General features: G+C 44.2%; 23 protein-coding genes and 1 riboswitch. Of the genes, 7 read left to right on the top strand and 16 right to left on the bottom strand.

The window, feature by feature from the left end; all coding sequences use genetic code 11:
- Window positions 1-129: 129 nt before the first annotated feature.
- On the bottom strand, window positions 130-888 hold the full coding sequence (locus DESDI_RS05150; protein WP_015261579.1) for a type 1 glutamine amidotransferase: 759 nt from the start codon (window positions 886-888) through the stop codon (window positions 130-132).
- Complete coding sequence (locus DESDI_RS05145) at window positions 885-2,294, bottom strand: Mur ligase family protein (protein ID WP_015261578.1); 1,410 nt, start codon at window positions 2,292-2,294, stop codon at window positions 885-887. Before DESDI_RS05145 ends, DESDI_RS05150 begins: the two co-directional genes overlap by 4 nt.
- Window positions 2,295-2,479: 185 nt before the next feature.
- On the opposite strand from DESDI_RS05145, the gene DESDI_RS05140 reads away from it, so the two are divergent.
- Window positions 2,480-3,004, top strand: a complete 525-nt coding sequence (locus DESDI_RS05140; RefSeq protein WP_015261577.1) for a gamma carbonic anhydrase family protein — start codon at window positions 2,480-2,482, stop codon at window positions 3,002-3,004.
- Window positions 3,005-3,116: 112 nt separating this feature from the next.
- Here the strand turns inward: DESDI_RS05140 and DESDI_RS05135 are convergent, their stop codons facing one another.
- The 6 genes from DESDI_RS05135 to DESDI_RS05110 all read right to left on the bottom strand — a co-directional run bounded on the left by DESDI_RS05135 (window position 3,117) and on the right by DESDI_RS05110 (window position 9,468).
- Window positions 3,117-4,136 (bottom strand): 2-hydroxyacid dehydrogenase family protein, encoded by a 1,020-nt coding sequence (locus tag DESDI_RS05135; protein WP_015261576.1) that lies wholly within the window; start codon window positions 4,134-4,136, stop codon window positions 3,117-3,119.
- A gap of 222 nt (window positions 4,137-4,358) precedes the next feature.
- The gene (alr, locus tag DESDI_RS05130; protein ID WP_015261575.1) at window positions 4,359-5,471 is read right to left on the bottom strand and encodes an alanine racemase; all 1,113 of its coding nucleotides are present in this window, start codon (window positions 5,469-5,471) and stop codon (window positions 4,359-4,361) included.
- A 12-nt stretch (window positions 5,472-5,483) separates the two neighbouring features.
- The gene (locus DESDI_RS05125; RefSeq protein WP_041219741.1) at window positions 5,484-7,049 is read right to left on the bottom strand and encodes a bifunctional ADP-dependent NAD(P)H-hydrate dehydratase/NAD(P)H-hydrate epimerase; all 1,566 of its coding nucleotides are present in this window, start codon (window positions 7,047-7,049) and stop codon (window positions 5,484-5,486) included.
- A gap of 69 nt (window positions 7,050-7,118) precedes the next feature.
- On the bottom strand, window positions 7,119-7,475 hold the full coding sequence (gene acpS, locus DESDI_RS05120; protein WP_041219282.1) for a holo-ACP synthase: 357 nt from the start codon (window positions 7,473-7,475) through the stop codon (window positions 7,119-7,121).
- Between the two features lie 39 nt (window positions 7,476-7,514).
- On the bottom strand, window positions 7,515-8,795 hold the full coding sequence (locus DESDI_RS05115) for a histidine kinase (RefSeq protein WP_015261572.1): 1,281 nt from the start codon (window positions 8,793-8,795) through the stop codon (window positions 7,515-7,517).
- 34 nt (window positions 8,796-8,829) lie between these two features.
- On the bottom strand, window positions 8,830-9,468 hold the full coding sequence (locus DESDI_RS05110; RefSeq protein WP_015261571.1) for a GntR family transcriptional regulator: 639 nt from the start codon (window positions 9,466-9,468) through the stop codon (window positions 8,830-8,832).
- A 225-nt stretch (window positions 9,469-9,693) separates the two neighbouring features.
- Window positions 9,694-9,821: riboswitch (cyclic di-AMP (ydaO/yuaA leader) on the top strand.
- 119 nt (window positions 9,822-9,940) lie between these two features.
- Between DESDI_RS05110 and eam the strand changes: the two genes are divergently transcribed.
- Window positions 9,941-11,182 carry a glutamate 2,3-aminomutase gene (gene eam, locus DESDI_RS05105; RefSeq protein WP_015261570.1) on the top strand — a complete coding sequence of 414 codons (1,242 nt, stop codon included), beginning with the start codon at window positions 9,941-9,943 and terminating at the stop codon, window positions 11,180-11,182.
- A 128-nt stretch (window positions 11,183-11,310) separates the two neighbouring features.
- Here the strand turns inward: eam and mnmL are convergent, their stop codons facing one another.
- The 4 genes from mnmL to DESDI_RS05085 all read right to left on the bottom strand — a co-directional run bounded on the left by mnmL (window position 11,311) and on the right by DESDI_RS05085 (window position 14,233).
- Window positions 11,311-12,264 carry a tRNA modification radical SAM protein MnmL/YtqA gene (gene mnmL / locus DESDI_RS05100; protein ID WP_015261569.1) on the bottom strand — a complete coding sequence of 318 codons (954 nt, stop codon included), beginning with the start codon at window positions 12,262-12,264 and terminating at the stop codon, window positions 11,311-11,313.
- Between the two features lie 37 nt (window positions 12,265-12,301).
- The gene (locus DESDI_RS05095) at window positions 12,302-12,682 is read right to left on the bottom strand and encodes a VOC family protein (RefSeq protein ID WP_015261568.1); all 381 of its coding nucleotides are present in this window, start codon (window positions 12,680-12,682) and stop codon (window positions 12,302-12,304) included.
- Between the two features lie 47 nt (window positions 12,683-12,729).
- A complete protein-coding gene (locus tag DESDI_RS05090; protein WP_015261567.1) occupies window positions 12,730-13,890 on the bottom strand; it encodes a DVU0298 family protein in 1,161 nt (386 codons plus the stop codon).
- A 127-nt stretch (window positions 13,891-14,017) separates the two neighbouring features.
- On the bottom strand, window positions 14,018-14,233 hold the full coding sequence (locus DESDI_RS05085) for a tautomerase family protein (RefSeq protein ID WP_015261566.1): 216 nt from the start codon (window positions 14,231-14,233) through the stop codon (window positions 14,018-14,020).
- Between the two features lie 204 nt (window positions 14,234-14,437).
- On the opposite strand from DESDI_RS05085, the gene DESDI_RS05080 reads away from it, so the two are divergent.
- Window positions 14,438-14,626: a CooT family nickel-binding protein gene (locus tag DESDI_RS05080; protein ID WP_015261565.1), complete on the top strand. Its 189-nt coding sequence runs from the start codon at window positions 14,438-14,440 to the stop codon at window positions 14,624-14,626.
- A 5-nt stretch (window positions 14,627-14,631) separates the two neighbouring features.
- Complete coding sequence (gene tsaA, locus DESDI_RS05075) at window positions 14,632-15,249, top strand: tRNA (N6-threonylcarbamoyladenosine(37)-N6)-methyltransferase TrmO (RefSeq protein WP_041219738.1); 618 nt, start codon at window positions 14,632-14,634, stop codon at window positions 15,247-15,249.
- Between the two features lie 94 nt (window positions 15,250-15,343).
- Here the strand turns inward: tsaA and DESDI_RS05070 are convergent, their stop codons facing one another.
- Together DESDI_RS05070 and DESDI_RS05065 are read right to left on the bottom strand one after the other, a co-directional pair.
- Window positions 15,344-15,850 (bottom strand): DoxX family protein, encoded by a 507-nt coding sequence (locus tag DESDI_RS05070; protein WP_015261563.1) that lies wholly within the window; start codon window positions 15,848-15,850, stop codon window positions 15,344-15,346.
- 66 nt (window positions 15,851-15,916) lie between these two features.
- Window positions 15,917-16,747, bottom strand: coding sequence for a manganese catalase family protein (locus DESDI_RS05065; RefSeq protein WP_015261562.1), 831 nt, complete (start codon window positions 16,745-16,747; stop codon window positions 15,917-15,919).
- Between the two features lie 282 nt (window positions 16,748-17,029).
- Here DESDI_RS05065 and DESDI_RS05060 point away from each other — a divergent pair, with 282 nt between their 5' ends.
- From DESDI_RS05060 to DESDI_RS05050, 3 genes are all read left to right on the top strand, one after another.
- Window positions 17,030-19,123 (top strand): glutamine synthetase III family protein, encoded by a 2,094-nt coding sequence (locus tag DESDI_RS05060; RefSeq protein WP_015261561.1) that lies wholly within the window; start codon window positions 17,030-17,032, stop codon window positions 19,121-19,123.
- 274 nt (window positions 19,124-19,397) lie between these two features.
- Window positions 19,398-19,778 carry a RidA family protein gene (locus tag DESDI_RS05055; RefSeq protein ID WP_015261560.1) on the top strand — a complete coding sequence of 127 codons (381 nt, stop codon included), beginning with the start codon at window positions 19,398-19,400 and terminating at the stop codon, window positions 19,776-19,778.
- A 174-nt stretch (window positions 19,779-19,952) separates the two neighbouring features.
- Complete coding sequence (locus tag DESDI_RS05050; RefSeq protein WP_015261559.1) at window positions 19,953-21,317, top strand: FMN-binding glutamate synthase family protein; 1,365 nt, start codon at window positions 19,953-19,955, stop codon at window positions 21,315-21,317.
- A 209-nt stretch (window positions 21,318-21,526) separates the two neighbouring features.
- Here DESDI_RS05050 and DESDI_RS05045 read toward each other — a convergent pair whose 3' ends face one another.
- Window positions 21,527-23,779 (bottom strand): cell wall-binding repeat-containing protein, encoded by a 2,253-nt coding sequence (locus tag DESDI_RS05045; protein ID WP_015261558.1) that lies wholly within the window; start codon window positions 23,777-23,779, stop codon window positions 21,527-21,529.
- A 915-nt stretch (window positions 23,780-24,694) separates the two neighbouring features.
- Complete coding sequence (locus DESDI_RS05035) at window positions 24,695-25,180, bottom strand: PspC domain-containing protein (protein ID WP_015261556.1); 486 nt, start codon at window positions 25,178-25,180, stop codon at window positions 24,695-24,697.
- Between the last annotated feature and the right edge of the window lie 131 nt (window positions 25,181-25,311).

The following is a 25,311-nucleotide window of genomic DNA, read 5'->3' as shown; positions in this document are numbered from 1 at the left end:
CTAATCTTGTAAGCCTTTTTAAGGCTATATCTATTATATGAGTATAGCAAGAATGATATACTATGAATCTGCCTAAGTTAGTATCAACCCTTGATTTGACTGCAATACCCAATAGAAGTTATTAAATAATCACATCTTACTAAGGATCCTTTGTACCACAGTCTGATGGGCAAGCTCTTCTAATTCATCATCAAGCAAACTCAGCGGTTCGGTCAGCCCCCTTCTCTCCATAGCCAATCTCAGTAGCAAATCCGCCAAGTGAGGATTTTTGGGTAAAAGCGGTCCATGAAGATAGGTTCCAAAGACATTCTTATAGCGCATACCTTCGCCCGAATCTTCCCCATTATTTCCGTGACCATGGATAACCTTACCCAACGGCTTAAGGTGAGTTCCCAGATAGGTTCGCCCCGAATGGTTTTCAAACCCTACCATAGTGGAAAGCCTTGCACGCTCACTCTCAGCGGTTAAATCTTCAATATCTAAATCAACTACAATATTGCCGATAAGGCGGTTGGTTCCGGCAACGGTCCAGAGGTCCAAAACTCCTAAACCTGGAATCTTATTCCCTTCAGCAGTCTGATAATACTTTCCTAAGAGCTGGTATCCACCACAGATGGTTAGGACTACAAGACCATCCTCAACGGCTGCCTTGAAATCATCCACGCGTTCCATAAGATCTTGGACAAGAATGTTCTGTTCTCGATCAGAGCCCCCCCCTATAAACAGGATGTCTAAGGATTGAAAGTCGATTTTCTCCCCCAAGGATACTCTTTGAACTTCCAAATCTAGCCCCCGCCAGTGTGCACGTGCGGATAAGGCCATGATATTACCACGATCTCCATAGAGATCCAACAAATCCGGATAAAGATGGCAGAGTTTAATTTTCAAGTCGAACCCTCCCCTCTTTGCCTTTGATACTCGGAGACACCTAGGTTGTCTTTTTTAATCTGCATGTTTTCCAGAATCCCTCGAATTGGGAAAAGCAAAGTATAAGTCGGTAGGATAAAGATTGTTTCCGTTCCCTCTGAGTCAGCCTGCACTTTATCAAGAGCTTTATTCATTTCACGCTCAATGTGTAGCTTGTTCACCGGCACTCCCGCATATTTAAGCCGAACTGCCATATCTTCAGCGCGAAGACCAAAGCAGATTATTCTTTGAATTCTCTCCTCTTCTTGGCCTAAAAGTTCGAAATCCACATCCCATAACCAAGAGATGTCCCGCCCATCTGCAGCTAGATCATTAATGCCAATCAGCAGCCGTATCGGTTGCTCCTTACGGTTTAAGACAGTTTGGATGACTTGATTAAAGCCTGTCGGATTCTTAACTAGGGTCAAAGTGATGGGACCCTTCGTTAAAATAAATTGCTCCATACGACCGGCCTGGGGAACAAATTCTCTCAAACCACGTTCTATTTCCCGATCTTTTATGCCCAACCGCTTAGCTGCGGTCAGGGCGGCTAAAGCATTATAGAGATTATAGTAGCCCTGAAGAGCTATCGAATAAAAGATGGGCTCGACTTTAAACTGGATTCCACCCTCATTGGCTATAACATCTTCAGCTAGAACAGATGGTTCCGGTCGCATATAACCGCACGAGCAGGCATACTTCCCCAATTGTCCATAGTGATAAAGAGTATACTTCAGCTCTTCTCCACAACGGGGGCAAAACCTCGCCTCTCGAGTCTCTGTACTCACTGATTTACTGTCTGATGTGCGTTCCACCCCGTAATACAGAGTATGTAGTCTCCCCTGTCCAAACTGAGCCACTAGAGGATCATCAGCATTGAGGATAAGGTGCGTTTCCTGGGGAAGTGCGTCTTGGACTAGCTTAATAGTGGTATCCAATTCCCCATAGCGATCGAGCTGATCCCTAAAAAAGTTAGTTATGATCGCAACCTGTGGGATAACCTGTTGACAGAATTTCGGCACGGTAGCTTCATCGACCTCTAAGAGAGCCATCTTGACCTGGGCTTGCCCTCCCCAACCTGTGTTTGCCAGCATGGCTCCTGTAATACCTGTGACTAAATTGGCTCCTGCCTGATTAAAGGCGAACGTCTTTCCAGCCGTTTTTAGAATCTGGGCAAGGAGATTGGCGGTAGTGGTCTTCCCGTTGGTTCCCGTCACCATAACGATCCCGTCGGTAAAACCCACGCCTAATAAGCCGATAAGATGGGGTTCGAAGCTTAAAGCAATTTTTCCAGGTAGGGTTGTCCCCTTTTTGCCCAGAAGCTGCAAGATGCTACTTATTCCTTTACCTGCCCAGAGGGCAAGCCAAAAGCGCCACGTTCGTTTCACAACTGTGTCTCCTCTTATTTTAAGATTTGTTATTTTTGTATTCGATGTCCCAATTTTAGCACTCTTTAAGGAAGCATATCAAGAAATATGCAAAGGGACCGAAAATAATTTACTGAGAAATTTGGCTTAAGGCTATCTCTAGTATAGAATAAGGTTAGTCCAACCAAAAAACGGAGGGGAAATCCATGTTATATTCTTTCAAAGATAAAAAACCACAGCTGGGTAAGAACTCCTTCATTGCTGATGGGGCTAAAGTCATCGGGGATGTGCAAATTGGTGACGAATCCAGCATCTGGTACAATTCCGTACTTAGGGGTGATTTAGCTTCAATTACAATCGGTAACCGCACCAATATTCAGGATTTATCAATCGTTCATGTCGATAGTGGTCATCCCGCAGTTATTGAGGATGATGTTACTGTGGGGCATTCTGTAACACTCCATGGCTGTACTATCAAAAAAGGTTCCATGATTGGCATGAGTTCGATCATTCTCAATGGTGCAGTTATCGCTGAATACTCTCTAGTGGGGGCCGGTTCCTTAATAACTGAAAACAAACACTTTCCACCGGGAGTTTTGATTATGGGTTCTCCAGCTAAGGTGGTGCGCGAACTCACTAAGGAAGAGATCCAATCGCTTCAAGGCGCTGCCAATCGATATGTAGAAAAATCATACGAGCACCGGGAAAATGTCATCCTGCCAACTCCTTAAATCAATCTTCAAGGACAACTAGAGTGTATACGAACATAAACAAAATCACTAAACCTTCAAACCGAAGATTTAGTGATTTTTAACATCAAGTAGACTTGAAGCTCATGGTGCCTTACTTAGCAGCGATATTCGCTCCCCGTATGAGATGCTTTTCATTAATACAGGTCAGGGGCTCTTCCCCATGAAGTACAGCTATGATATTACGGGCAGCGATTTCTGCCATTGCCTCGCGAGTCTCAATCGTTGCATTACCAATATGGGGTGTAAGAATGACTTGGTCCAGTTGATCCAAACCCGCCGTGATTTGAGGCTCATGCTCATACACATCTAAAGCGGCTCCGGCGATTTTTCCCTGCTGCAAGGCTTCAAGGAGGGCTTGTTCATCTACTAAAGGCCCCCGGGCTGCATTGATGAGGTAAGCCGTTTCTTTCATCATCGCCAAAGCTTGGGCGTTAATCATATGGTGTGTTGACGGACCATAGCTTAAATTCAGACTGATAAAATCTGCTTGCCCCATGACTTCTTCAAAGGTCCCGTAGCTAATTCCGAGCTCTTTTTCTTTTTGCTTGGAGAGTCGCGTACGACTATTGTAGATAATCTTCATATCGAATCCCTGTGCCCTTTTGACAACCGCTTGGCCGATACTCCCCATGCCAATAATCCCAAGCGTTTTTCCCGTGACTTCGACTCCAAGATGGTAAAGGGGTGCCCAGCCTTGAAAACGTCCGGCTCTGGTCTCTTTATCTCCTTCGACAATTCTACGGGCGAGGGCTAGGATTAGACCCATCGTCAAATCAGCTGTTGCCGCAGTTGACACATCCGGCGTATTCGTGACCGGTATGCCCAGTTTGCCCGCGGTCTCAATATCAATATTATTAAAGCCCGCGCCATAGTTGGCAATTACTTTTAACTCAGGATTTGCTGCGATAATTTCACGATCAATGGAATCCGATAACAGACAAAGTAAGGCATCCTTGCCTTCTAGTCCGTTTGAAATTTCTTCTTTACGCAATAGTCGAAGATCATCATGCATCGTCACCTCAAATTCTTGGGAAAGAAGTTGAAATGCTACCTTGGGCACCCTTCCTGAGATAAAAACTTTCTTTTTTATATTTCTGTCTTGTTTCATCATACAAAACCTCCATTCACTATGTGAAACGCACTCTATGCATTAAAGATAACATAGAAGATTGAGGTTAGCAATGGATTTTCCAGAAGTTTCTATTTTGCAAATTCCGTTAAGCTTATAACGATTCTAAATAGAAAATTATTTCAGACAATTTGCATTTCTTGCCGCATACTAAAATGCCTCCCATCACTACGCTAGCGTAGGATGTGAGGCATTTTAGTATGCTTATTTTCGATAGACTCTCGGTACCCGCTTCGCTATTCCACAAACAATTTCATAGTTGATAGTATTAAGCCAGCTCGCCATTTCATCGACATCAATTCGATCGTAGCCATCAGTGCCTAATAGCGTGACCTCGTCTTCCATTTGAACATCCGGAATTTTCGAGACATCCAGCAAAGTCTGATCCATGCATACTCTACCAATTATTGTAGCCCGTCTTCCCTTGACGAGAACCTCGCCTCGATTAGAAAGACTCCTTCGCAATCCATCGGCATAGCCTAAGGGGATGGTTGCCACTCGAGTAGGATAAGCCGTTCGGAAGGTCCTACCATAACTTATAGTTTCTCCCTGAGGAACTGTCTTAATATGGCTGATCCTTGCTCTCCACGAAAGTACAGGTTCAAGTCCGATATCTTTACCTATATATTGGGAGGGGGCAAGTCCATAGAGGATAATTCCTGGCCGTACTAAATCCAAATGAGCTTCCGGCAATTGCAACAATGCTCCGCTATTTGCGGCATGACGAATCGGTATATGGGCCCCTTTGGTCTTTATCTTGTCAGTTAGCTCCAAAAACTTCTTTAATTGTTCCTGTGCAAACCCTAAATCAGCATGATCGGCTGTGGCGAAATGGGTAAAAATCCCTTCGACAAAAAGATTCGGTAGCTTCAAACAGTCGAAAAGCTCCTCCCAGTTTTCTTCTCGAAAGCCTATTCGCCCCATTCCTGTATCTACCTTCAGATGAATGACAGCCTGCTTGCCTTGTTTCTTAGCTTCTTTCGATAAGAGCACTGCTTGCTCCAAGCGATACACCCCACAGATGATCCCTTCTTTAACAATCATCTCTATGGAATCCATGGGTAGTGTTCCAATTAACACAAGCTTAATATCCTGAAAAGCCTTTCTTAGCTCGATCGCTTCCTCTAATAGGGCAACTCCAAAACGCCGGGCACCTTTTTCATAAAGCGCCTGCACCACTTGTAAAGCCCCATGTCCATAGGCATCAGCCTTGACAATGGGCATCATTTCACTGCTCGTCAATGTCGCAATTCGGTCATAATTCCTTTGCAGCGCCGATAAATCAATCTCAGCCCAAACTGGTCGTCTAATATCCATGATGTCTCATCCTTATTGATTATTTTCTAAGCGTCTCCGTGCCTTAGGTAGCTCGTCCGCTACCTCACTTGCTGTAAAACCACTCCAACCAAATTCTCCTGCCAATAGATCAGCGGCCATCCCATGAAGATATACTCCCAAGCAAGCTGCTGTAAGGGGCTCCACCCCTTGAGCTAACCAGGCTAGGATGCTTCCGGTGAGTACGTCTCCCGTACCTCCCGTTCCTAGTCCAGGGTTTCCCGTAGGATTAAGGAAAGCCCGTCCATCAGGGGCGGCAATAATCGTGACAGCTCCTTTTAGAACGATGATGCTCTCCCATTCTACAGCCTTGGCGAGGGACAATTCAAGCCGATTTGCCTGAACTTCTTCTGTAGAGCAACCGCAGAGACGAGCCATCTCCCCCGGATGGGGAGTCAAAATTAAGGGCCCTCTCCCCTGCCGCCAACCCAAAATTCCCGGTTCTTTCGCCACTATATTCAGGGCATCAGCATCAAGAATTACCGGAAGAGGCAGATTGCGTAAAACTTCCTCTATGACCTGAAGAAATTCTGACTCTTGACCTAACCCTGGGCCTATGGCTAAGGCCTGAGCGTTTTCTGCCCGTTCACAAATCACTGACCAGGCATTGTCGTTGAGAGATTTTTCTCCTTCCGCCCCCCAAACGGTGGCCTCCTTTAAGGCTAGATCGATCCCGTGGGCAAGTCCTTGGGGAACAACCATCTGTAAGAGTCCTATCCCTGAGCGCAGTGCAGCCTTACCTGCCAATAAGGCTGCTCCAGTCATACCCTCCGAACCAGCCACCAAAATCCCTCGGCCATGGGTTCCCTTATGACCTTGGAATCGACGCACGGGTAAAAGTTTGCGGATTTCCTCCGTTAAAACAAATGTGGTTAGGGTTTCATGTTCTAAAAACCTCTCCGGAATAGAGATAGGATCGACAATCACTCGACCAGCATACTCAGGACCGGCTCCTAAAAAATGCCCAAGCTTAGGCAAGCCGAAGGTCAATGTCTCTTGGGCTAGGATTGCTTGGCGGTATACCTTCCCTGTATCTGCTTCGACACCACTAGGAATATCCACAGCGATTATCGGGGCCTGAGCTCGATTAATTTCTTCCACGTAGCCTTCAATCAAACTGGGTAAGGCCCCCCGAAAACCCGTACCATAAATAGCATCAATGATTACATCCGCTTGGGTTAGGGAGATCCTTACAAGTCGGAGCTGTTTCTCTCCATCGATGGTAAATAGTTTGCCTCCCGTGTTCTGGTAAAGACGGTAATTGAGTGCTGCATCACCTTTGAACTCCTCAGCCCCAGCAAAGGAATACACGATGACATCCATCCCTAAAATGCTGAGATGGCGAGCAACGGCTAATCCATCTCCCCCATTATTGCCCTTGCCGACAAAAACAGTAACCTTCCCTTCCGTCAATTGCTTTTGACGAAGGCCAAGAAGGTGACGTACCTCCTGCACCACAGCCAAAGCTGCGTTTTCCATGAGCAATAGGCTTGGTATGCCAAATTCTCGGATAGCACGATCTTCTATTTCTCGCATCTGTTTGGCGCTGACCACCCGCATGATCTCTACCCCCGCATCCTGAATCAAGATTCGTAGTTCCTCTTCTTCCTCATTATGGCTTATCTCTCTTTAGTAGAGTATGGCCATTCCTATTGCATACTCTTTTTCATGGGAAAGACTGAGCCGAATTTGGGTCCCACCCCGAGCCCGAACGAATTGCTCAGCCCTCTCTGTTAAGGAGACCACAGGTTCTCCTAAATCGTTGCTGAGAATTTCTATATCATGCCAGGATAAACCTCTTAATCCCGTCCCTAAGGCTTTCAAAATTGCCTCTTTACCCGCAAAATGAGCCGCCCAGCTTGTCATGTTTTTAGCTTGCAACTCCATAATTTCACGATGTGTAAATAGACGCTCTTGTAGCTTGGGCGTCCGCTCACATGCTGAGGTAAAACGTTGAATTCCTATAATATCTATCCCTGGAAACATATTGAACCCCCCAAAAGAATACACAATTGCCCCCACGCTCTAGATCATTTCTGATTCATCTTCCTCATCTAAAAAAGAGAGTGGTAAGTGCATGGTCACTGTTGTACCCACATGTGGCTGGCTCCGAATCTGCAAGCCATACTCTTCACCGTAATAACCAAGTAAACGTTCATGGACATTGGCCATACCGACCCCATTGCCCGATCCTACCCCAGGTTTCAATACATCTTGTAAACGGTCCGGTTGAATCCCCACCCCATCATCAGCTATGTCAATGTAAAGTTCCTGCTCTCTGCGTTCAACCTTCACAGAAACAATGCCATTGCCAATCTTCTCACCGATTCCATGTTTGACTGCATTTTCTACCAGAGGCTGAATGCTTAAACGAGGAACCATCGCCTCCATTAGTTCCTCAGGAATCTCGCCCAGAAAATATAGCTTGCGGCCAAAGCGTGCTTTTTCTAAGATCAAATAGGTCTTAACAAAACTCATTTCCTCCCGCAAGGTAATCAAGGTTCCATGAGATTTGAGGGCCTTACGAAAAAACTCCGCCAGATGAATCAACAATCGCCGTGATCGATTGGGACTGGTACGACTAGTAGCGATAATGGTATTGAGTACATTAAAAAAGAAGTGGGGATTGATTTGGGCTTGCAAGGCATTCAACTGGGCTTCCGCCGCTAACTTGGCCTGATGATCCAGTTCAGCTAACTCGATCTGAATCCCCAACAACTGCGCCATTCCTATGGCTAAGCGAATTAGGTCCGGCGAGATGTGCCCATCCTTCGTTTCATACAGCTTCATGGTCCCCACAACCTTACCCTGACAATGCAACGGAACAATGACAGCCGCCGCCAAAGGACAGTCACAACTATTTTGGCGAGGGCAATTTAATTCTTTCTGTGTTCTAACGATTTTATAGGAGCCTGTTTTGATCACATCAAGGGTCGCCCGGGTAAGGATACGATCTCCTGGATGATGTTGGTCACAACCGGCACCTAAGTATGCCAGTTGCTTTTCACAATCTGTAATGGAAACCGCGGCAACTTGACCGATCTCTTGAATGATCTTAGCTATCGATTCGGCATTTTGGACATTTAGACCTCTGCGCAAATAAGGCAGGGTCTCATTGGCAATCTTAAAACTTAGCTCAGCATTGCGTTCCGTAGCTTTGCGAGCAGTCATTTTATTTTGTACATTTATTTTATAGAGTAGAAAAAATGTATTGCCTATTAAGAAAGGAATAAGGAGTTTCATTTCACCTGTCACTAGGACAAGTGTCAATTCAGCACCTAAAATAACACAGGTTTGAAAGACCATCCATCATCCCTCATCTTCATCTCGAATTATTAGTCTATTCGACAGACGCGATTTCGCTTCCTGTATCTTCACTGAGGATTTTCTGGAGCTTTTCCTTGCCTTGCTCAGATCCTACGACTAAAAGTATATCTCCCTCAGCTAAGACAAACTCTGCACCCGGCGAGAACTGTTCAATCCCACTTCTCACTACGGCAACTACAGTCAAGCCGGTTCTCTCTCGCAATTTCAAATCACTTAAGGTTTTCCCTTTAGCACTTGACCTTTGGACGATCTCGATTTCGGCCACATCCATCCACCGGCTAGCTAGGCGATCCGTATAATTGACGATCTTCGTTAAATAGGCATCGATTTTTACATCGATCTCCCGTCTCTGCTCCATTAATTTCTTCATCTCATCAAAGTAAACTTGAATTTCTGCTTTCTGGTCAAATCCTCGCATGAATTTCTCTGCCATGCTTTTGGAGACTACTGTAATCCCTACTCCTTGACTCACCATCACGACACCCATGGTTTGAAGGATGGCAATAGATCGCCGAATCGTCTCCGGAGATACATTATAACGCCCTGCTAAGGTTGAACGCCCATGAATCTTTTCACCTTCTCGATATTCTCCCATAACGATGGAGTGAGCAATATCTATTGCAATTTCCTGATAACGTGCTTGATGATCCATATGATTCCTCTCCTTGATTCCATATCTTTTAGTAACAATGACTACTACCTACTATAGCTTTTTCAACACATATTATCTTACTCCATATCAACCATCTTCTTCGAGCCCTGACTAAGCGCAGTTAGTTATAATTCCAGCCGCAGTAATACAAAAAAGTTTAGATGAACACAAATCTGTAATTGACCGCCACCAACCCATATGTTACTATTAAGTTGTTAGTTATGCAACTTCATAAGGCTTAATTTCCCAGAGGGAAAACGGGGGAACCAATATTGGGGTGAATCGCTTCTTAGCGTAGAGCATGTTTCAGCTCGAATCCGTCAGCTAACCTCGTCAGCACTGAGACACATGAAAGGGTGAAAGCACACCTATTTATGTATAATGCTTTGCTTTGGGGACCGTATCGGTTCTTTTTTTATTTGGCCTAAAGAAACTTCTTAGCTCTCGAGTACGAATAGAGGAGGTAAACATTATGGCAGTGGAATTCCTACCCCCTAACCCTAGAGAAGCTTCACAGGCAAGGGCCTTAGAATTAAAGCAAATGGCTCAGCCTTACTTTAAATGCAAAGAAACAATTCCTAGTGGTCTTGCTTTAAGCGAGGAATACAATAAGAATCGAGATATTATTCTGGGGCAATTCGATGCTAACCTTGATGATTGGCAGGATTGGCGGTGGCAACTCAAAAACCGCATTCAAAATCCAGAAACCCTAAGCAATCTATTGCCACTGACAATAAAACAAATTCATGAGATTAGCGAAGTCGGAAAAGCCTATCGTTGGGCGGTTTCTCCCTATTATCTGAGCCTGATCGATAAGGATGATCCTCAAGATCCCATCCGCTTGCAAAGTCTTCCTTCTATTCAAGAAATCCGTGATTCATCTGGGGAAGAAGATCCCATGGGTGAAGAGTTTACTTCTCCTGCACCCTGTATCACGCGCCGTTATCCTGATCGATTAATTATCAATGTTACTAATCTTTGTGCCATGTACTGCCGGCACTGTCAACGCCGTCGGAATATTGGAGAAACGGATCTCCATGAAACCCGCGCTAATCTGGAGGCAGCCTTAGACTATGTACGCTCTAATCCAGAAATTCGCGATGTCTTGATAACGGGGGGCGACTCCCTTCTCCTCAGCGATCAAATGCTGGATTGGCTTTTAGGAGAATTGCATGGAATTCCGCATGTAGAGATCAAACGCATCGGTACTCGGGTCCCCGTAACTCTTCCCATGCGAATCACCGAAAACCTATGTAAGATTCTTGAAAAATATCCACCCCTTTATATCAATACTCAGTTCAATCATCCCAAAGAGGTGACCGAAGAAACCAAGAAAGCTGCTGACCGATTAATTAAGGCCGGTGTCATCTTAGGCAATCAAGCTGTTCTCCTCAAAGGGATTAATGATCAACCCGATATTATGAAACGACTTAACCAAGAGCTTCTTAAGATACGGGTACGACCCTATTATATTTTCCATGCCAAAAATGTCAAAGGGACAAGTCACTTCATTCCCCGTATTCAAGACGGTTTAAAGATTATGGATCACTTACGTGGCTACACCTCCGGTATGGCAATTCCGACGTATATTATAAACGCTCCAGGTGGGGGTGGTAAAACTCCAATTCTACCTCAATACCTTGTTTCCCTTAATGAGCATGAAGCTATATTAAGAACTTGGGAAGGAAAAATTGTTCATTACCCTAATCATTAGTACAGCTAATTACGTAAAGACTGCCAACTTAATTAATCAATGCTCAGAATTCCTTTAATGAAAGGATGCTATTGAACGGCTAAACTGCCCTCCAATAAGGAGATCAGCAGGTTAGTCGTTTGTTTTTGTTATAGCTTCTTCCCTTGCCAAGTTCCACGTCTTTCTAACTCCTGATCAATACCGTTGAGAATCTCCCACTTCTTGAGACTCCAGAGGGGGGCAATTAGATCCTGCCGCGGAGCGTCTCCTGTTAAACGGTGTATCACCATCTGGGCAGGAAGAATTTCTAGGGTATTGCAAATCAGCTGAATATATTCTTCCTGAGTAAGCATAGGAAACGGATTGTCTTCGTATAATTTGGCCATTGGTGTTCCCCGCAGGACATGGAGAAGATGAAGTTTGAGCCCTTGCAGATCGAGCTTGGTGACAGCTTGAGCAGAGTCGAACATATCCTCTATGGTTTCCCCCGGCAGCCCGTAAATCAAATGGGCACATACTCGAATATTTCTTTGGCGCAATTTTTCTAGCCCCAACAGGAAATCCTCATAAGTGTGCCCCCGACCCACCCATGCCATGGTGCGGTCATGAATGCTTTGTAAGCCTAACTCCACCCATAGATAGGTCCTCTCATTCAACTCTGCTAAATAATCCAAAACCTCTTCCGGTAAACAATCCGGGCGGGTAGCGATGGACAGACCTACTACCCCCTCCTCCTGCAAAGCTTGCTCATAAACTGCTCGCAGGCGTTCGACGGGGGCATAGGTATTGGTATATGCTTGAAAATAAGCCAGATATTTGGCTTGAGACCATTTATGACTCATAACTTCTTTAACTACACGAAACTGATCATGAATAGATTGGTCTACTTGCCCGGCAAAATCCCCTGATCCCCGCGCACTGCAGTAGATGCAACCCCCTTGCCCTACTCGACCATCACGGTTCGGGCAGGTAAATCCCGCATCCAGTGATACCTTAAAGACCTTATCACCAAAAAAATCGCGAAAATGCTGGTTTAAGGTATAATAACGTTTCTCACCATTTTGCCAATTATAACTCCCTTTGCCCTCATCTCGGTAACTCAACTTAATATTGCCTCCATTTTCCTTAGTTCACTACTAGTTAACCTTGATAAAGTTCGAGTTTTTCTCCAGAGGGGCCTCGAAAGAAAAAGTTAAAGCGCCCTTCCCCCATTTCACGAGGTTCTTCATTAATACATTCTACATGGTGGTCTTTCAGCCAAGTAACTGCCTGGAAGATATCCTCAACCTTTAGGGCAAGGTGATTGATCACACCATCTTCAAATTTACGTTGGTCATCAATCTCAATGAGCTCAATAACATTCTCCCCAAATTTCATGAAAATAAGCTCAACCTTTCCTGGTTTAATTCTCTCGATGAGATCAAATCCCAAGACATCCTTATAAAAGGTCACAGATCGGTCCATATCCACTGTCTTAATCCCAATATGGACTAAGCCTTGAAACATCACCTTCCCATTCAAAGTTACGCCCTCCGTTCTTAATAATTACACCATTTGTTCCAATCTTGCTATTCTTGGCAATGGGAAGCCTCCAAGCTAAGAAGACGTTCTTTATGATCAAGACCACTGGCATAGCCGACCAAATCTCCGCTTTTTCCGACCACCCGATGACAAGGGGTAATGATGCCGATAGGATTCCTATTATTCGCCATGCCTACAGCTCGTGGGCCTTTAGGATTTCCTACATTTCGAGCAACTTCTCCATAACTCAGTGTTTCCCCATAAGGGATTCTTCGTAGCTCCTCCCAAACCTTTCGTTGAAAGGGTGTCCCACGTGAGTCGATAGGGATAGTGAATTCTTGACGACTTCCTGCAAAGTACTCAGTCAATTGCGTTATCACTTCGCAATTAGGATGCATTCCCCACAGGACGAGTGCCCCTGGCGCTTGCTTTTTAGCCCAGGCTCTAAGTTCACTTTCTTCTGTTCCCGGGTTACCAATGCTCAACCAACAGAGACCTCTTTGTGAGCTGGCAACACAAATGCTCCAGGTGAAGTCTCCTTGCTGGAACTCTTTAGTGTAAAAAGTAATGACTTCCTTTTTTAACAACTCTGAAACTTTAAATGGTAGTAATTCACCATCGATATAAATCTCGAGCATCGAATGATCCTGTTCCAGTCTTTTCTTTAGATCTTCAGGAATCACCCACATTTCTTTTGCCTGCGCATAATTCTCCATTAAGGAAAAAGTCCATACCGCTAAGCCCCTTAATTCGGCATTCTCTACAGATAGAAAAGGACAGACTTTCTCAAAAACCGGATCCACTGCTTTTGGAAAGACAATCGCAAGATTACATAGTCCCCAGAGAACACCCACTTGCAAGCTTTCGTCATCGCTGAGATTTGCCAACTGCCAATTAAAATGTCCGCATTCTTTCGGGTTATGAGCCATGATGCTGCCAATCGCCTCGGAAGCATTCCAGGCCGTTCCGCCGGATTCATCATTCAAGGACCAGAAGTAGCGCCTGATAAGCTCTGCGGCGTAACCCTTATTCTGCTCTTCTACCAAAGCAGCAGCTACACCCAAGGCCTCTATAGCCCGCCAAAACATCAAGCCATCCTTCACATAAATCCTGCTCATGAGGCCTCGAATGCTATCTTTCTCTCTTAGAATCTCACGGCCCCCAGACCAATCTCTTTTTAGCAGGATGCTCTCCAATTTCTTCTGCATATTCACACCTTCTCTTTTTTCACTCTGTTTCCCTAATCATCCAACAAAAGTCATCTTTTTTCAATAGTATCTTCGGCCCAAAATAAAAAAGCCGGCAGCTACCCACCGGCTTTCATTTGATGACTTCTTAATCTTTAATCTCTTTGACCTTATCCCAGTATGGACTCTCCACTAAAACATCTCCACCAATACCAAAATTACTATACTTATGTTCGTCGAGAACAACAGTGAAAGACGCCATAGGCAAACCCGTTGCTTGAGAAGCCGCTTGAGATATACCGTGAATTAGACTCCGCTTCTGATCCATGGAAAGTTCGGGACCGTCAAAATGAATCATTGGCATAAAATTACACCTCCCTATTAGCTTGTTAAATACATCTATTAAAATTCCCGATTTCACTGAGAAACATGTAAATCTGAGAAGGAAATTTAAATAGTATGGAGAATAAAGACTATATAAAAAATGGATTAATAAAGACCATGGAGGTCTTACCGTTTTAACGGCATCTCCATGGTCTTTTCATAGCAATTTAAAGGAGGAATGGCAATGTGTGAAGCGAATGCTTATTTAAAAGAAGGTGCGGAGGAAGTTTTGTTTATGGAAGCGGTGGATATTATAGAACCCCATGAAGAAGGCCTAAAAATCGTCGACATCTATGGCAAGCAAAAGTTCATTCGTGCAGTCATTAAGGATATGAATTTACTCAATCATCGCATCGTTCTTGAGAAAGGTTGATGGATATGAAAATCGAATTCCAAGCTATTGGTACTATTCACACCCCTTATCTTCCTTCTCTTCCGATACCTAATCAACCTCATCGAGATGCGCCTGGAGAGTTTTGGATTAGTCTTAATCCCGAACATACCGATGGGCTAGATTCTCTTGCGTCTTTTCGCTATATTACAGTACTATTCTATCTGGACAAAGTCTCTGAACAGAGCTTAAAAATCAACCCTCCCTTTGCCCCAGAGTTGGAAGTCGGAGTTTTTGCCAGTCGTACACCCCGCCGCCCGAATCCAATCGGCTTAAGTGTAGTGGAACTGAAAAATATCGAGGGGCATGAGATTCTAATCTCCGGTATTGATGTCTATAATGGCACTCCCCTCTTAGATATCAAGCCGTATATCAAGACACTTGATAGCAAAGCCGATGCTAATGACGGGTGGATGGATACCCTTCCTGATAAAGAGCATCGATTAGCGCACTTCTTAGGCCTCGAGCATGAGCACGGGCACGAGCATGATCACTCAGGCGACCACGCTCATGGACATTCACATGACCATGCTCACGATCATTCACACGACCATGATCATAAACATTCACTCGACCATGATCATAAACATAATCATAAAATATGATTAATATTAAAGATGCTCCCTAGAGGATAGGTTGAATTCCATACCTCTAGAGAGCATCTTTTCAGTTACGTTGTTGCGTACGTGAACAGCTTTACTATCCCTTTGCCAATCGCCACTTCTTCCAACGAGGGAGGAAGACTCGATCCACACCCCAATAGTAAGCAGCGGCACCGGCCCAAAGAAGCAAACCTTCCCAAAAAAGCATAACAGGATTAGTACTGACTGCTCCAGCTAGTAGATAGCTTAAGTTCATCAATATAGCAGCTAGGAGGGCAAGGGAAGTAAACAAACCAAGAATTAGCCCTATCCCAACTAACAATTCACCCCAAGCCACAATGTAACCAAAAATAGTGGCATTTGGCAAAGCAACATTTTCGATGAACGTGCCATACCAGCCTTGAACGTCCGGATGCTGACCGCCCGTCTTGGCTAAGGCAGCATTCAGAAAACCCGTCACTGCCGTACCGGCTTGCGGTCCAACCCAAACCGCAGAACTTGCACCAAACACTTTATCGAGGCCATGACTAAACCATTCCCATCCTACATAGACCCTTAGAACGGTCCATATAACCTGCATAAGCCGTGATTCTCGCCAAGCCATTTGCCATTCCTCCAGTCAAATGATCCATTGTTACTGTATATTTTCTCGTTTTAGATACTTCTGAGGTTAATGCATTTGATTTTCTTGCCCCGGTACATTTGGCGTTATTGGTTTGGGTTGTGTGTATTGAGGGTTATTTCTGGTTTTATCGTTATAGCCAGGGCCAACCTCTCCTTTGCTGTCCGCGCCGCGATCTTTACCATATTGAGCGGGTCCTCCATATTTCTCATTGGGGCACTCTTCATATTGAATCCCATTGCCTTGATTCCAAGGCCCGCGAGAATCTCCCACCCCAGTAGATAAATTCATATACTTTTTCGAGAACTCGGAATCGCGGAAATTCGCATCTGTCCCGGTGCCTTTAAGGGTTTCAATTGCTTGCATGAAAGAGAAATTATGAGATTCTTCCCGACTAAGAAGAAAACGAACCATATCTTTGACTCCTGCATCATCGGTTTGCTGCAATAAGCGTTCATATATTAGCTTAGCACGAAGCTCTGCTGTCGAGTTAGAAGCCAAATCCGTATAAAGATCGCCGGAGGTCTCGATATATGCCGAAGTCCAGGGAGCTCCCATACAATTCGTAATAGGCGGGCCTCCAGATAAGAGCGCCATATGTATAGCAGGAAAATCCCGAGACACTTTATCTGTTGGACCAAGTAGCATAGCGATACATTCCCCTACCATCTCGAAATGGCTCAGCTCTTCTGCTGCAATATCATGTAGCATGTCCCGAATCTGAGGATTGTTGCACCCCACAGCCTGGGAGAAATACTGCATTGCAGCTTTTAGTTCACCATGGGGACCCCCAAATTGCTCGAGCAATAGATTAGCAAACCGGGGATCGGGGCGATCAACATGCACTGTGTATTCCATATCCTTGATGTGTTTAAACATAACGACACCCTCCTTTTAATTGCTAAGCAGACAAATTTATTATCTTCTAAAAGGAGAAAACTATACTTAATGTAATATGAAACGGACATATTATATTAATACTAGAGGAGAATTGTAACAAACTATTCAATTGTCTGTTAAACATCTTGTATTTTGAAAAAAGATATGATAGTTTATAGGATAAGGTATTCGTGAGCAAAGACGCTCTATAGAGATTTTCTGAGCAGAGAGTCCTATGAGGGTCTTTTTCTTTGTTTAGCCGGATTAAGGGAGGATAAAAGAATGGATTTCTTCGGAAAAAATGTATTTAATGATACGGTTATGCGGGAGAAGTTACCCAAGAACACTTATAAAGCGCTCCATAAGACCCTCGATGAAGGCCTTCCCTTGCAACTAGAGGTCGCTGAAGTGGTCGCTAATGCCATGAAGGACTGGGCCATCGAAAATGGCGCAACACATTATACCCATTGGTTCCAACCCATGACTGGCTATACTGCAGAAAAGCACGACTCTTTTATCTCTCCTACTGCTGATGGACGAGTGATTATGGAATTCTCCGGCAAAGAGCTGATTAAAGGCGAACCGGATGCTTCCTCCTTTCCTAATGGTGGTATCCGTTCCACCTTTGAAGCCAGAGGATATACAGCATGGGATTGCACCTCTCCCGCTTTTCTGCGCGAGGATGCAGGCAAGGTTATACTCTGTATCCCTACCGCCTTCTGTTCCTATACAGGTGAAGCATTAGACAAAAAAACACCGCTTTTGCGTTCTATGGAAACTCTCTCGAAACAAGCATTAAGAATACTCCGTTTATTTGGTAATAGCACTGCTAAACGGGTTACTCCCACTGTTGGTGCCGAGCAGGAATTCTTCCTTATTGAAAAGAAATACCATCAAAAACGTTTAGACCTCATGCTTACAGGCCGCACTCTTTTTGGCGTATTGCCTCCTAAAGGTCAGGAAATGGAGGACCATTATTTTGGCAGTATCAATGAGCGCGTGACAGCCTTTATGCAAGAGGTCAATATTGAGTTATGGAAGCTGGGGGTTCCTGCCAAAACCCAACACAAAGAGGCTGCTCCTGGCCAATATGAAATTGCTCCAATTTTTGCTACAACCAATATTGCCACCGACCATAATCAACTTATTATGGATACCTTGCATAAGGTTGCTAATCGCCATGCCCTTGCTTGTCTCCTCCATGAAAAACCCTTTGCTGGTGTGAATGGTTCAGGCAAACACAACAATTGGTCTTTAAGCACAGATGAAGGCGCGAACTTACTCGAACCGGGCACAACTCCTCATGAGAACGCACAGTTCTTGACATTTATTTGCGCCGTTATTAAAGCTGTTGATGATAACGCTGAACTTCTCAGGGCATCTGCGGCCAACCCTGGCAATGACCATCGACTGGGAGCCAATGAAGCACCACCCGCCATTATCTCCATCTTCCTTGGTGATGAATTATCTGATATTATTGAACAGCTAAAAATCGGCAAACCCAATACCTCCAAACAGGGAGGTCAAATGACCATTGGAGTATCAACTCTACCTTCCCTGCCCAAGGACTCTACAGACCGCAACCGGACCTCCCCCTTTGCTTTTACAGGTAACAAATTTGAATTCCGCATGGTACCCTCTTCCCTTTCCATTGCAGGTCCCAATGTGATAATCAACACCATTGTGGCTGAAGTTCTTTCCCAAATGGCAGATCGCTTAGAGCAAGCTGATGACTTCCATAGTGAGCTTCAAGCTATTCTACGAGAAGTCGCCATCAATCATTCCCGAGTAATCTTCGATGGCAATGGTTATTCCGAAGAGTGGGTTAAGGAGGCTGAGAGACGAGGCTTACCCAATCTCACTTCCACAGTGGAAGCTATTTCCGCATTAATCAGTAACAAAACCATTGATCTCTTCAAAAAGCATGGGGTCTTCAGTCACACAGAACTTCACTCTCGCTACGAAATCTATCTTGAGCTATATTCCAAAACTATTAATATTGAAGCCCTCACCATGATTGACGTGGCTAAACGCCAGGTCCTCCCCGCTGTTGTTCGATACTCAACTGAGCTGGCGAACTCTATTAATACGATTCGCACTGCAGATCCGAAAGCAGATGTTTCAGCACAGAAAGATTTGCTCAACGAAATCGCCCCCTTGCTTAAAGACCTTGGCCTTATAATCAAAGACTTACAAGATGCAACCACAGCAGCAAAACAGCTTCATGGAGACGCCTATAGACAAGGCATCTTATACCGCGATTTAGTCTTCAAGACTATGAACGAGTTACGCCAAATCGTCGACCATCTGGAAGTTCTGGTGGACTATGAAATGTGGCCGTTGCCTTCTTATACCAAGATGTTATTTAGACTATAATCATGCCATGATCTCTACCCTCTATATAAGCTAACGTGAAAACGCTAGCTTATTTTTTTCTACATTACTTGATTAAAGCAATTGGGGTGCAATGATTCCTATCACTGCGCCCCATCAGGTTTGGATACCGACTTCAACTAAACACGTTTCGTCAAATATTGCCATCTTAATGGATGTCTACCCTCGGTTGGTGTTATAATAGAATCATTATCAACGCGACCAAGCTAATTTTATACAAAATTAATCTAAAGCATTTCGAATTGGAGGTTCATCTATGTCCAAAAAGGTTTTACACACTGATAAGGCTCCCGCAGCCATCGGACCCTATTCTCAAGGAATTAAAGCCGGCAACTTGGTGTTTACTTCTGGCCAATTACCTCTTAATCCAGCTACTGGTGAATTAGAAAGCGATATTCGTAAAGCGACTCAACAGTCCTTGGAAAATGTAAAGAACATCTTAGAAAGCGCTGGTGCCTCGATGGATAAAGTCGTTAAGGTTACTGTTTTCCTAAGAGATATGAATGATTTTGCAGACATGAACGAAATCTATGGAACCTTTTTTCCCGCGAATCCACCGGCACGCTCTGCCGTACAAGTTGCTAGACTCCCCAAGGATGCTATTATCGAAATAGAAACCATTGCTTTAGTAGACTAATATCCTCCCTTCGCAGCAAAGTGTACTTGTTCTTTGTACTAAAATTGTGCTTTATGCACCCATATGTAAACTATTGCCCTATGCAGTCACGATTTAGTCGTGGCTATTTTTTTACCCATAAAAAATCTCAAAATGCACATACTAAACTAACTTTGTAGAAGAAGGTGTAAAAATATGCTTAACGAATTGATGCTTCGCCTCATGAATCCTTTAACCGATGCTATGTTAGAAAATATGCTCACCGAATCCTATCCCAATAATCCTATGGTCATGACCACAACCTTTGAAAAACTGAGTTTAAGGGCTGTGATCGAGGCGGGGATTCGGGCTGAGACAGGCAAAGCCCTCTCAAGACCTCTGGGAAGTCCCTTGCGTTTATCTCCATGGGAACAACTCTTGCTCAACCCTAGACAACTCTTTCAACTTCCTACCCCAGACGATACCACCCTTGAAACCAAAGTGGTTATCGGTCCCCATGCCAAAAAACCTCTCAAGTTGGATACTCCCATTTTAATCACTGGTATGTCCTATGGAGGATCTCTGAATCTGCCCATGAAAATAGCTCTTGCCAAAGGAGCCTCCATGGCCGGAACAGCTACCAATACTGGCGAATCCGCTGTATCTGAAGAGGAACGGGAAGCCGCCGACTTCTTGATCGGTCAGTACAACCGCGGTGGCTGGCTCAATACCCCAGAACAGCTGGAGCTGGTGGATGCTATTGAAGTTCAACTGGGACAAGGTGCTTGGGGAGGCGCCGTTGCTTCTTCTGTGAAGGAAGATGAAATGGATGAACACTTGCGGGCACTATGGAAAATCGAAGAGGGCGGAAGCACAGGAAAACACTCTCGCTTACCCGAGGTTAATTCACCAGATGACGTAGTTAAACTCATTAAAAAGTTGAAACAAGACTATTCCGTTCCGGTTGGAATTAAAATAGCAGCTACTCACTTCATGGAAAGAGAACTTGAAGTCATCGCCAAGACAGAGGCTGATTTCATATGCATCGATGGCCAAGAAGGTGGAACTGCTGCTGCTGCTCCTACTTTGGAAGATGATATGGGCCTACCTACCCTCTTTGGTTTGGGCAGAACCATTCATTGGCTCCGTGAACAAAACCTCCGCGATAAATTCACTGTAATCGCTGCCGGTGGCTTCCGTACACCGGGTGAAATGCTAAAAGCTTTAGCGTTAGGCGCAGATGCCGTATACATAGGTTCTATTGCCATCATAGCCACTCTACAAAAGCAGATGACTAAAGCCCTACCTCAACACCCTGCTCATCAGCTTGCTTTGTATAACGGGGCACTAACTAATGAACTCGATATTGAGGAAGGAAGCCAACATCTTGCTAACTTCCTGATTTCTTGCCAAGAAGAAATGAAAATGGCCCTACAAGCCATGGGGAAAAAGAGCATTCAAGAACTCGGTCGGGATGATCTTGTCTGCCTCAATCCTGAGCTGGCAAGAAACCTAGAGATTGGCTATGCAGGCACCCCTGTATCAAATTACTGGCGAAGCGCACCTTTAGCGGCTCGCTAAGGGTGCCTAATGCCACCGGAACGGGGTGGATATATGGCAATGGCAATGGAAACTCGGTTTAGTGAAGAATGAACAGAAATTCTAGCCGGTTCGGGCTAAGAGTCGCATAGAAACCTGATAAGCAAAAAGGAGGGGTAGCCCCCTCCTTTTTCGAATTCCACAATCTGATTCTATTTTAGATCGTGATACATCTGTTTTCTATTATAGTTTTACTCGTTGTTCTCTGCAGGCGCTGCAGTGACGACTACTTCACCCGTGGTGAAAGCAAGGACTTCATTTTCTTGGCCATCTGCGACAACCGTTATAACTTCTAAAGCATACTTATAGGTGCCCGCTTCACTAAAAGCGACTTTGAATTGACTTGCACCATTGATGAAAGGGAATCCTGTTGCAGGACCATAAAGAGCACTACCTTTTTCATCTAAAGTAAGAGCCTTATAGGTTCCGTCATTTTCAAGGTATTGAAGAGCCACCTTTTCCTTGTCCCCTTCAGTTAAAGTCACCTTGACAAGAACCTTGGCATTAGCTGCTGCAGGCTCAGCCGCAAAGCTGTTTGGAGCAGTGGTCACTTCGAAATCAGCAGTTTCACCAACAGTTAACGCTTTAGCTAATCCAGAAGTGATGGTAGGGTCATCCAGAAGCTTCACATCTCCGGTTAACTCAGTGCTTTGAACCGTGAATTTGCGTCCATCCTGATATTCGATGGTGATTACAGCTTTGGTTGGGACATCTTCAACTGTTCCCTTAAACTCACCATAAGTCCAGTAACCATCCTCCTCAAAGGATCCATCAATGTTAAAGGGAGAAGAAAGTTGTTTACCAGTCAATTCGAAGAGCTTTGCGTTCTTAGCACGAGTAGCCATGTTGGTAACCAAGACTGTCTCGGTAACTTGCTCTTCTTCTGTTTTTTCATCTTTGCTGGTTTCTACTTTAACCAAACTCACTTCAATGCTCTTTAAATCTACAGGGAGTTTGTCCACTAAGGAGAAGCCAACACTGTATCCGTTAACTCCAGAGCTTTGCATTACACCGAAATCTTCAGCCTTAACATGGTTGAGAGCTTCTTTGTTCAGATCTTCAGGATTTCCAGTAAGATTGGTATTCACTATTTCGAAAACACGATCATCAGAATAGGTCACTTTAATGACAGCTTTATTGGGAACATCAAGAACTGTCCCATTATACTTGCCATAGGTCCAGAATCCATCAGCAGCGAAGTTTCCGTCAATATTAAAGGGAGTAGAAAGTTGTGTAGCATCAGGGTATGAGTTAAAGAGTTTATCCAAGCTGGTGTTTTTTGCAAGGATGTTGTCCCCCTTATAAAGGGTAACTTCAACACTCTTTAAATCCCTTGCAGTTCCATCAACAATTTGGAGACCAACATTATAGCCATTCACACCCGAAAACTGCATAACACCGAAGTCTTGGGGACGAACATGATTAAAGGTGAGAGCTTTATCAGTGACAACCGTCGATCCACCGAGGGCTACGATGCTCTTTTGCCCTAGTTTAGGAAGCAAGAAGTCTTCTACTTTTTTGCTGAGACTATTATCAGTCAAGACAATCGGAGAATTTGTTTTTGCTGCAAGAGCAGATACAACCAGAGCATCCACAAGATGGTTATCAAAACCATTGCCTACATAAACCTTGTCATATTTCAGATCCGAAAAGGTCTTTAAAACTTTCAGGTTCGTATCGAAACGATCATCCCCAAAAATACGAATCTTACTTTCGCCATCTTTTCCTGGCAATTCCTCATAAACTTTTTTACTGACCAAGGTTTCCCCACCGAGAACGTAGGTTTTCTTCACTTGATCTTTGATGCTATCCAAATATTCTGCCTGTGCTTCCAAACCTTGATTCGGATGGGCTAAAAGAATCGGCATATTCTTCGCAGCCGCTATAGAGGCAACAGAAAGAGCATCAGCATTCTTAAAGGCTGTGGTTACCATAACCCCTTGTACCCCTTCAAGCTGTTCTGCAATATTTTTTGCCGTTTCAAAGCGGTCCTTGCCACCTAACTCCTCTTTAACTACAATTTCTAACTCATTATCTTTGAAAGCCTTCTCTAAAGCTTCCTTTTTAATTGCACCGCTTACAGTATAAACTTCTTCAACTTTTAAGGCCTTAAGCGCCTTGATAGTGGCCTCAGGAATCTTTGCCCCATCGGTCAATAGAATAGGTGCATCCACAGACTTAGCAAAGGGTGCGGCAGTCAGGGCATCCACGAGGTTCTCTTTTTTACCAGAAGCCAGGATTGCAACTTTAGAATCTTCCCATCCTTCAATTGCTACTTTTGCTGCTGTCTCAAAACGATTCTCACCATATAAACGATCAACGGAACTCTTTGTTTCACCGGCAGGAACCTGGGTGTCGGCTAAAACAGCAGCCGGAAATGCAGTGCCTAATACCATAGTTGCAACAATTGCACTGGATAAAACACGAGCTCTTGTCTTTTTCATTCGAAGAATTTCCCCCTATAATTGTAATTATTTATGATTATTGCTGCATGCAAATCACGAAGTACACAGTATATCTAAATCTGCTAATTATAATATACACTGTTGATATACTTAATGATTGCCTGTCCGCAATACCAATGATATATCAGATGCACCTATAAAGTCATTAGTGTTTTTCTGGAAACGATTGTGAGATATATCTCGAAGCATTCATTACGAATTATAGTTGTACTGCTAAGTCCATTGGTAACCTTTACCATATAACTCGAATATTGTGGATTAGAACATTGGGTAAGTCGACAATGGTGTTTTCCATAAGGAGGGAATAAATATGCACCTTTTCTCGCCAGCCAAACCACAAGGCAATTCCTTGGGCACCCCTCAAGCCAACTCTCGATTCTTTCAAAATAATATATATAATCTTCCGCTTGCACCATCTACACCGTCTTCACTAACTTCTCAGCAACAATCCCCGCTAAGTTCTAATCCCCTACCCGCAAATCCTAATAGTGCACCACAGTCCAGTACGGATAAAAGATTGCAAAGCACCCCCCAGACAACAGTTAATCAAAAAACACCTAATATCATAAGGCCGACTGGAAAACCAAAGCCTTCTCAGAATTCCCCAGCGAAATCTTCTGAAAATGCTCTTGAAAACAGCAACTTATCTCTAAGTTCTCTTCTTCAACAACAAGGCTTAAGGCTTCTCCAAAATTACGGTCCTACCCTTGCCCGAGAATTGGGGACACCTTTCGCTCGAAACTTCGCGCCACAACTCGCTCAGCGATTAGGTCCAGCCCTCGCCGACAAAGTAACTCTTCCCCTAATAAAAAAGGTAGGCTTTCCCTTGGCTAAAAGGGTTGGCCTACCGTTAGCAAAAAAATTGGGCGGACTCGTTTTGAAACGAATCGGTTTTTAGGATCTTTTCCAAATCATCGTGGCCCCAAGAATAATTAAAACTAGGGGCCACATTTTACTTAGGATAAAAGACAAGGTATCCCAGATCGGAAACCATTGATTCAGCAGAAATAGTACACCAAGGGCAACTAGGATGATTCCTGCTGTTCTGCCGCGTCGCGGGTAATCCTTTTTACTTGTAGTGTACGTATGAGAGTCGACTCCAAAATCTCTTGCCGTATTCTTAACATTTTGTACGACCTCATCCATAATATCTTGAACATGATCTCCTTGCCCACCATAAGAAATGGGGCGATCATGCCGATCACTGGGGATAATAACTAACGCGGCAAGATAAAGTAGAATACCTGCCCCTCCCATAAATAAGGTAATCAGTGCGACTATCCGCACTAAGGTTACATCCACATCGAAATAGTCTGCCAACCCTCCACACACGCCGCCAATCATCTTTTCCCTCGAGGAACGATACAAACGATTTGTCATGTTGATTTCCTCCCTGTTTATCTTCCCAATTCACTTTCTTGTTTTGTTACTACCATTTATAATGATGATAGTAATACTTTACTATTTAAACACTTCCTTCATTTCTTAATACGTAATTGGCCTTAAAAGGT

The organism is Desulfitobacterium dichloroeliminans LMG P-21439 (assembly GCF_000243135.2).
GTDB classification, from domain to species: domain Bacteria; phylum Bacillota; class Desulfitobacteriia; order Desulfitobacteriales; family Desulfitobacteriaceae; genus Desulfitobacterium; species Desulfitobacterium dichloroeliminans.
The sequence above is the reverse complement of the archived record's forward strand: the minus strand, read 5'-3'. Positions and strand labels throughout refer to the sequence as shown.

Coding starts and splice junctions, on each gene's coding strand:
- DESDI_RS05065 (WP_015261562.1), bottom strand. CDS start 16,747: ATGTTTAAACACATCAAGGATATGGAATACACAGTGCATGTTGATCGC.
- DESDI_RS05080 (WP_015261565.1), top strand. CDS start 14,438: ATGTGTGAAGCGAATGCTTATTTAAAAGAAGGTGCGGAGGAAGTTTTG.
- DESDI_RS05070 (WP_015261563.1), bottom strand. CDS start 15,850: ATGGCTTGGCGAGAATCACGGCTTATGCAGGTTATATGGACCGTTCTA.
- DESDI_RS05050 (WP_015261559.1), top strand. CDS start 19,953: ATGCTTAACGAATTGATGCTTCGCCTCATGAATCCTTTAACCGATGCT.
- DESDI_RS05055 (WP_015261560.1), top strand. CDS start 19,398: ATGTCCAAAAAGGTTTTACACACTGATAAGGCTCCCGCAGCCATCGGA.
- DESDI_RS05060 (WP_015261561.1), top strand. CDS start 17,030: ATGGATTTCTTCGGAAAAAATGTATTTAATGATACGGTTATGCGGGAG.
- DESDI_RS05140 (WP_015261577.1), top strand. CDS start 2,480: ATGTTATATTCTTTCAAAGATAAAAAACCACAGCTGGGTAAGAACTCC.
- acpS (WP_041219282.1), bottom strand. CDS start 7,475: ATGTTTCCAGGGATAGATATTATAGGAATTCAACGTTTTACCTCAGCA.
- alr (WP_015261575.1), bottom strand. CDS start 5,471: ATGGATATTAGACGACCAGTTTGGGCTGAGATTGATTTATCGGCGCTG.
- DESDI_RS05085 (WP_015261566.1), bottom strand. CDS start 14,233: ATGCCAATGATTCATTTTGACGGTCCCGAACTTTCCATGGATCAGAAG.
- DESDI_RS05045 (WP_015261558.1), bottom strand. CDS start 23,779: ATGAAAAAGACAAGAGCTCGTGTTTTATCCAGTGCAATTGTTGCAACT.
- tsaA (WP_041219738.1), top strand. CDS start 14,632: ATGAAAATCGAATTCCAAGCTATTGGTACTATTCACACCCCTTATCTT.
- DESDI_RS05090 (WP_015261567.1), bottom strand. CDS start 13,890: ATGCAGAAGAAATTGGAGAGCATCCTGCTAAAAAGAGATTGGTCTGGG.
- DESDI_RS05115 (WP_015261572.1), bottom strand. CDS start 8,795: ATGGTCTTTCAAACCTGTGTTATTTTAGGTGCTGAATTGACACTTGTC.
- eam (WP_015261570.1), top strand. CDS start 9,941: ATGGCAGTGGAATTCCTACCCCCTAACCCTAGAGAAGCTTCACAGGCA.
- DESDI_RS05110 (WP_015261571.1), bottom strand. CDS start 9,468: ATGGATCATCAAGCACGTTATCAGGAAATTGCAATAGATATTGCTCAC.
- DESDI_RS05125 (WP_041219741.1), bottom strand. CDS start 7,049: ATGCGGGTGGTCAGCGCCAAACAGATGCGAGAAATAGAAGATCGTGCT.
- DESDI_RS05035 (WP_015261556.1), bottom strand. CDS start 25,180: ATGACAAATCGTTTGTATCGTTCCTCGAGGGAAAAGATGATTGGCGGC.
- DESDI_RS05135 (WP_015261576.1), bottom strand. CDS start 4,136: ATGATGAAACAAGACAGAAATATAAAAAAGAAAGTTTTTATCTCAGGA.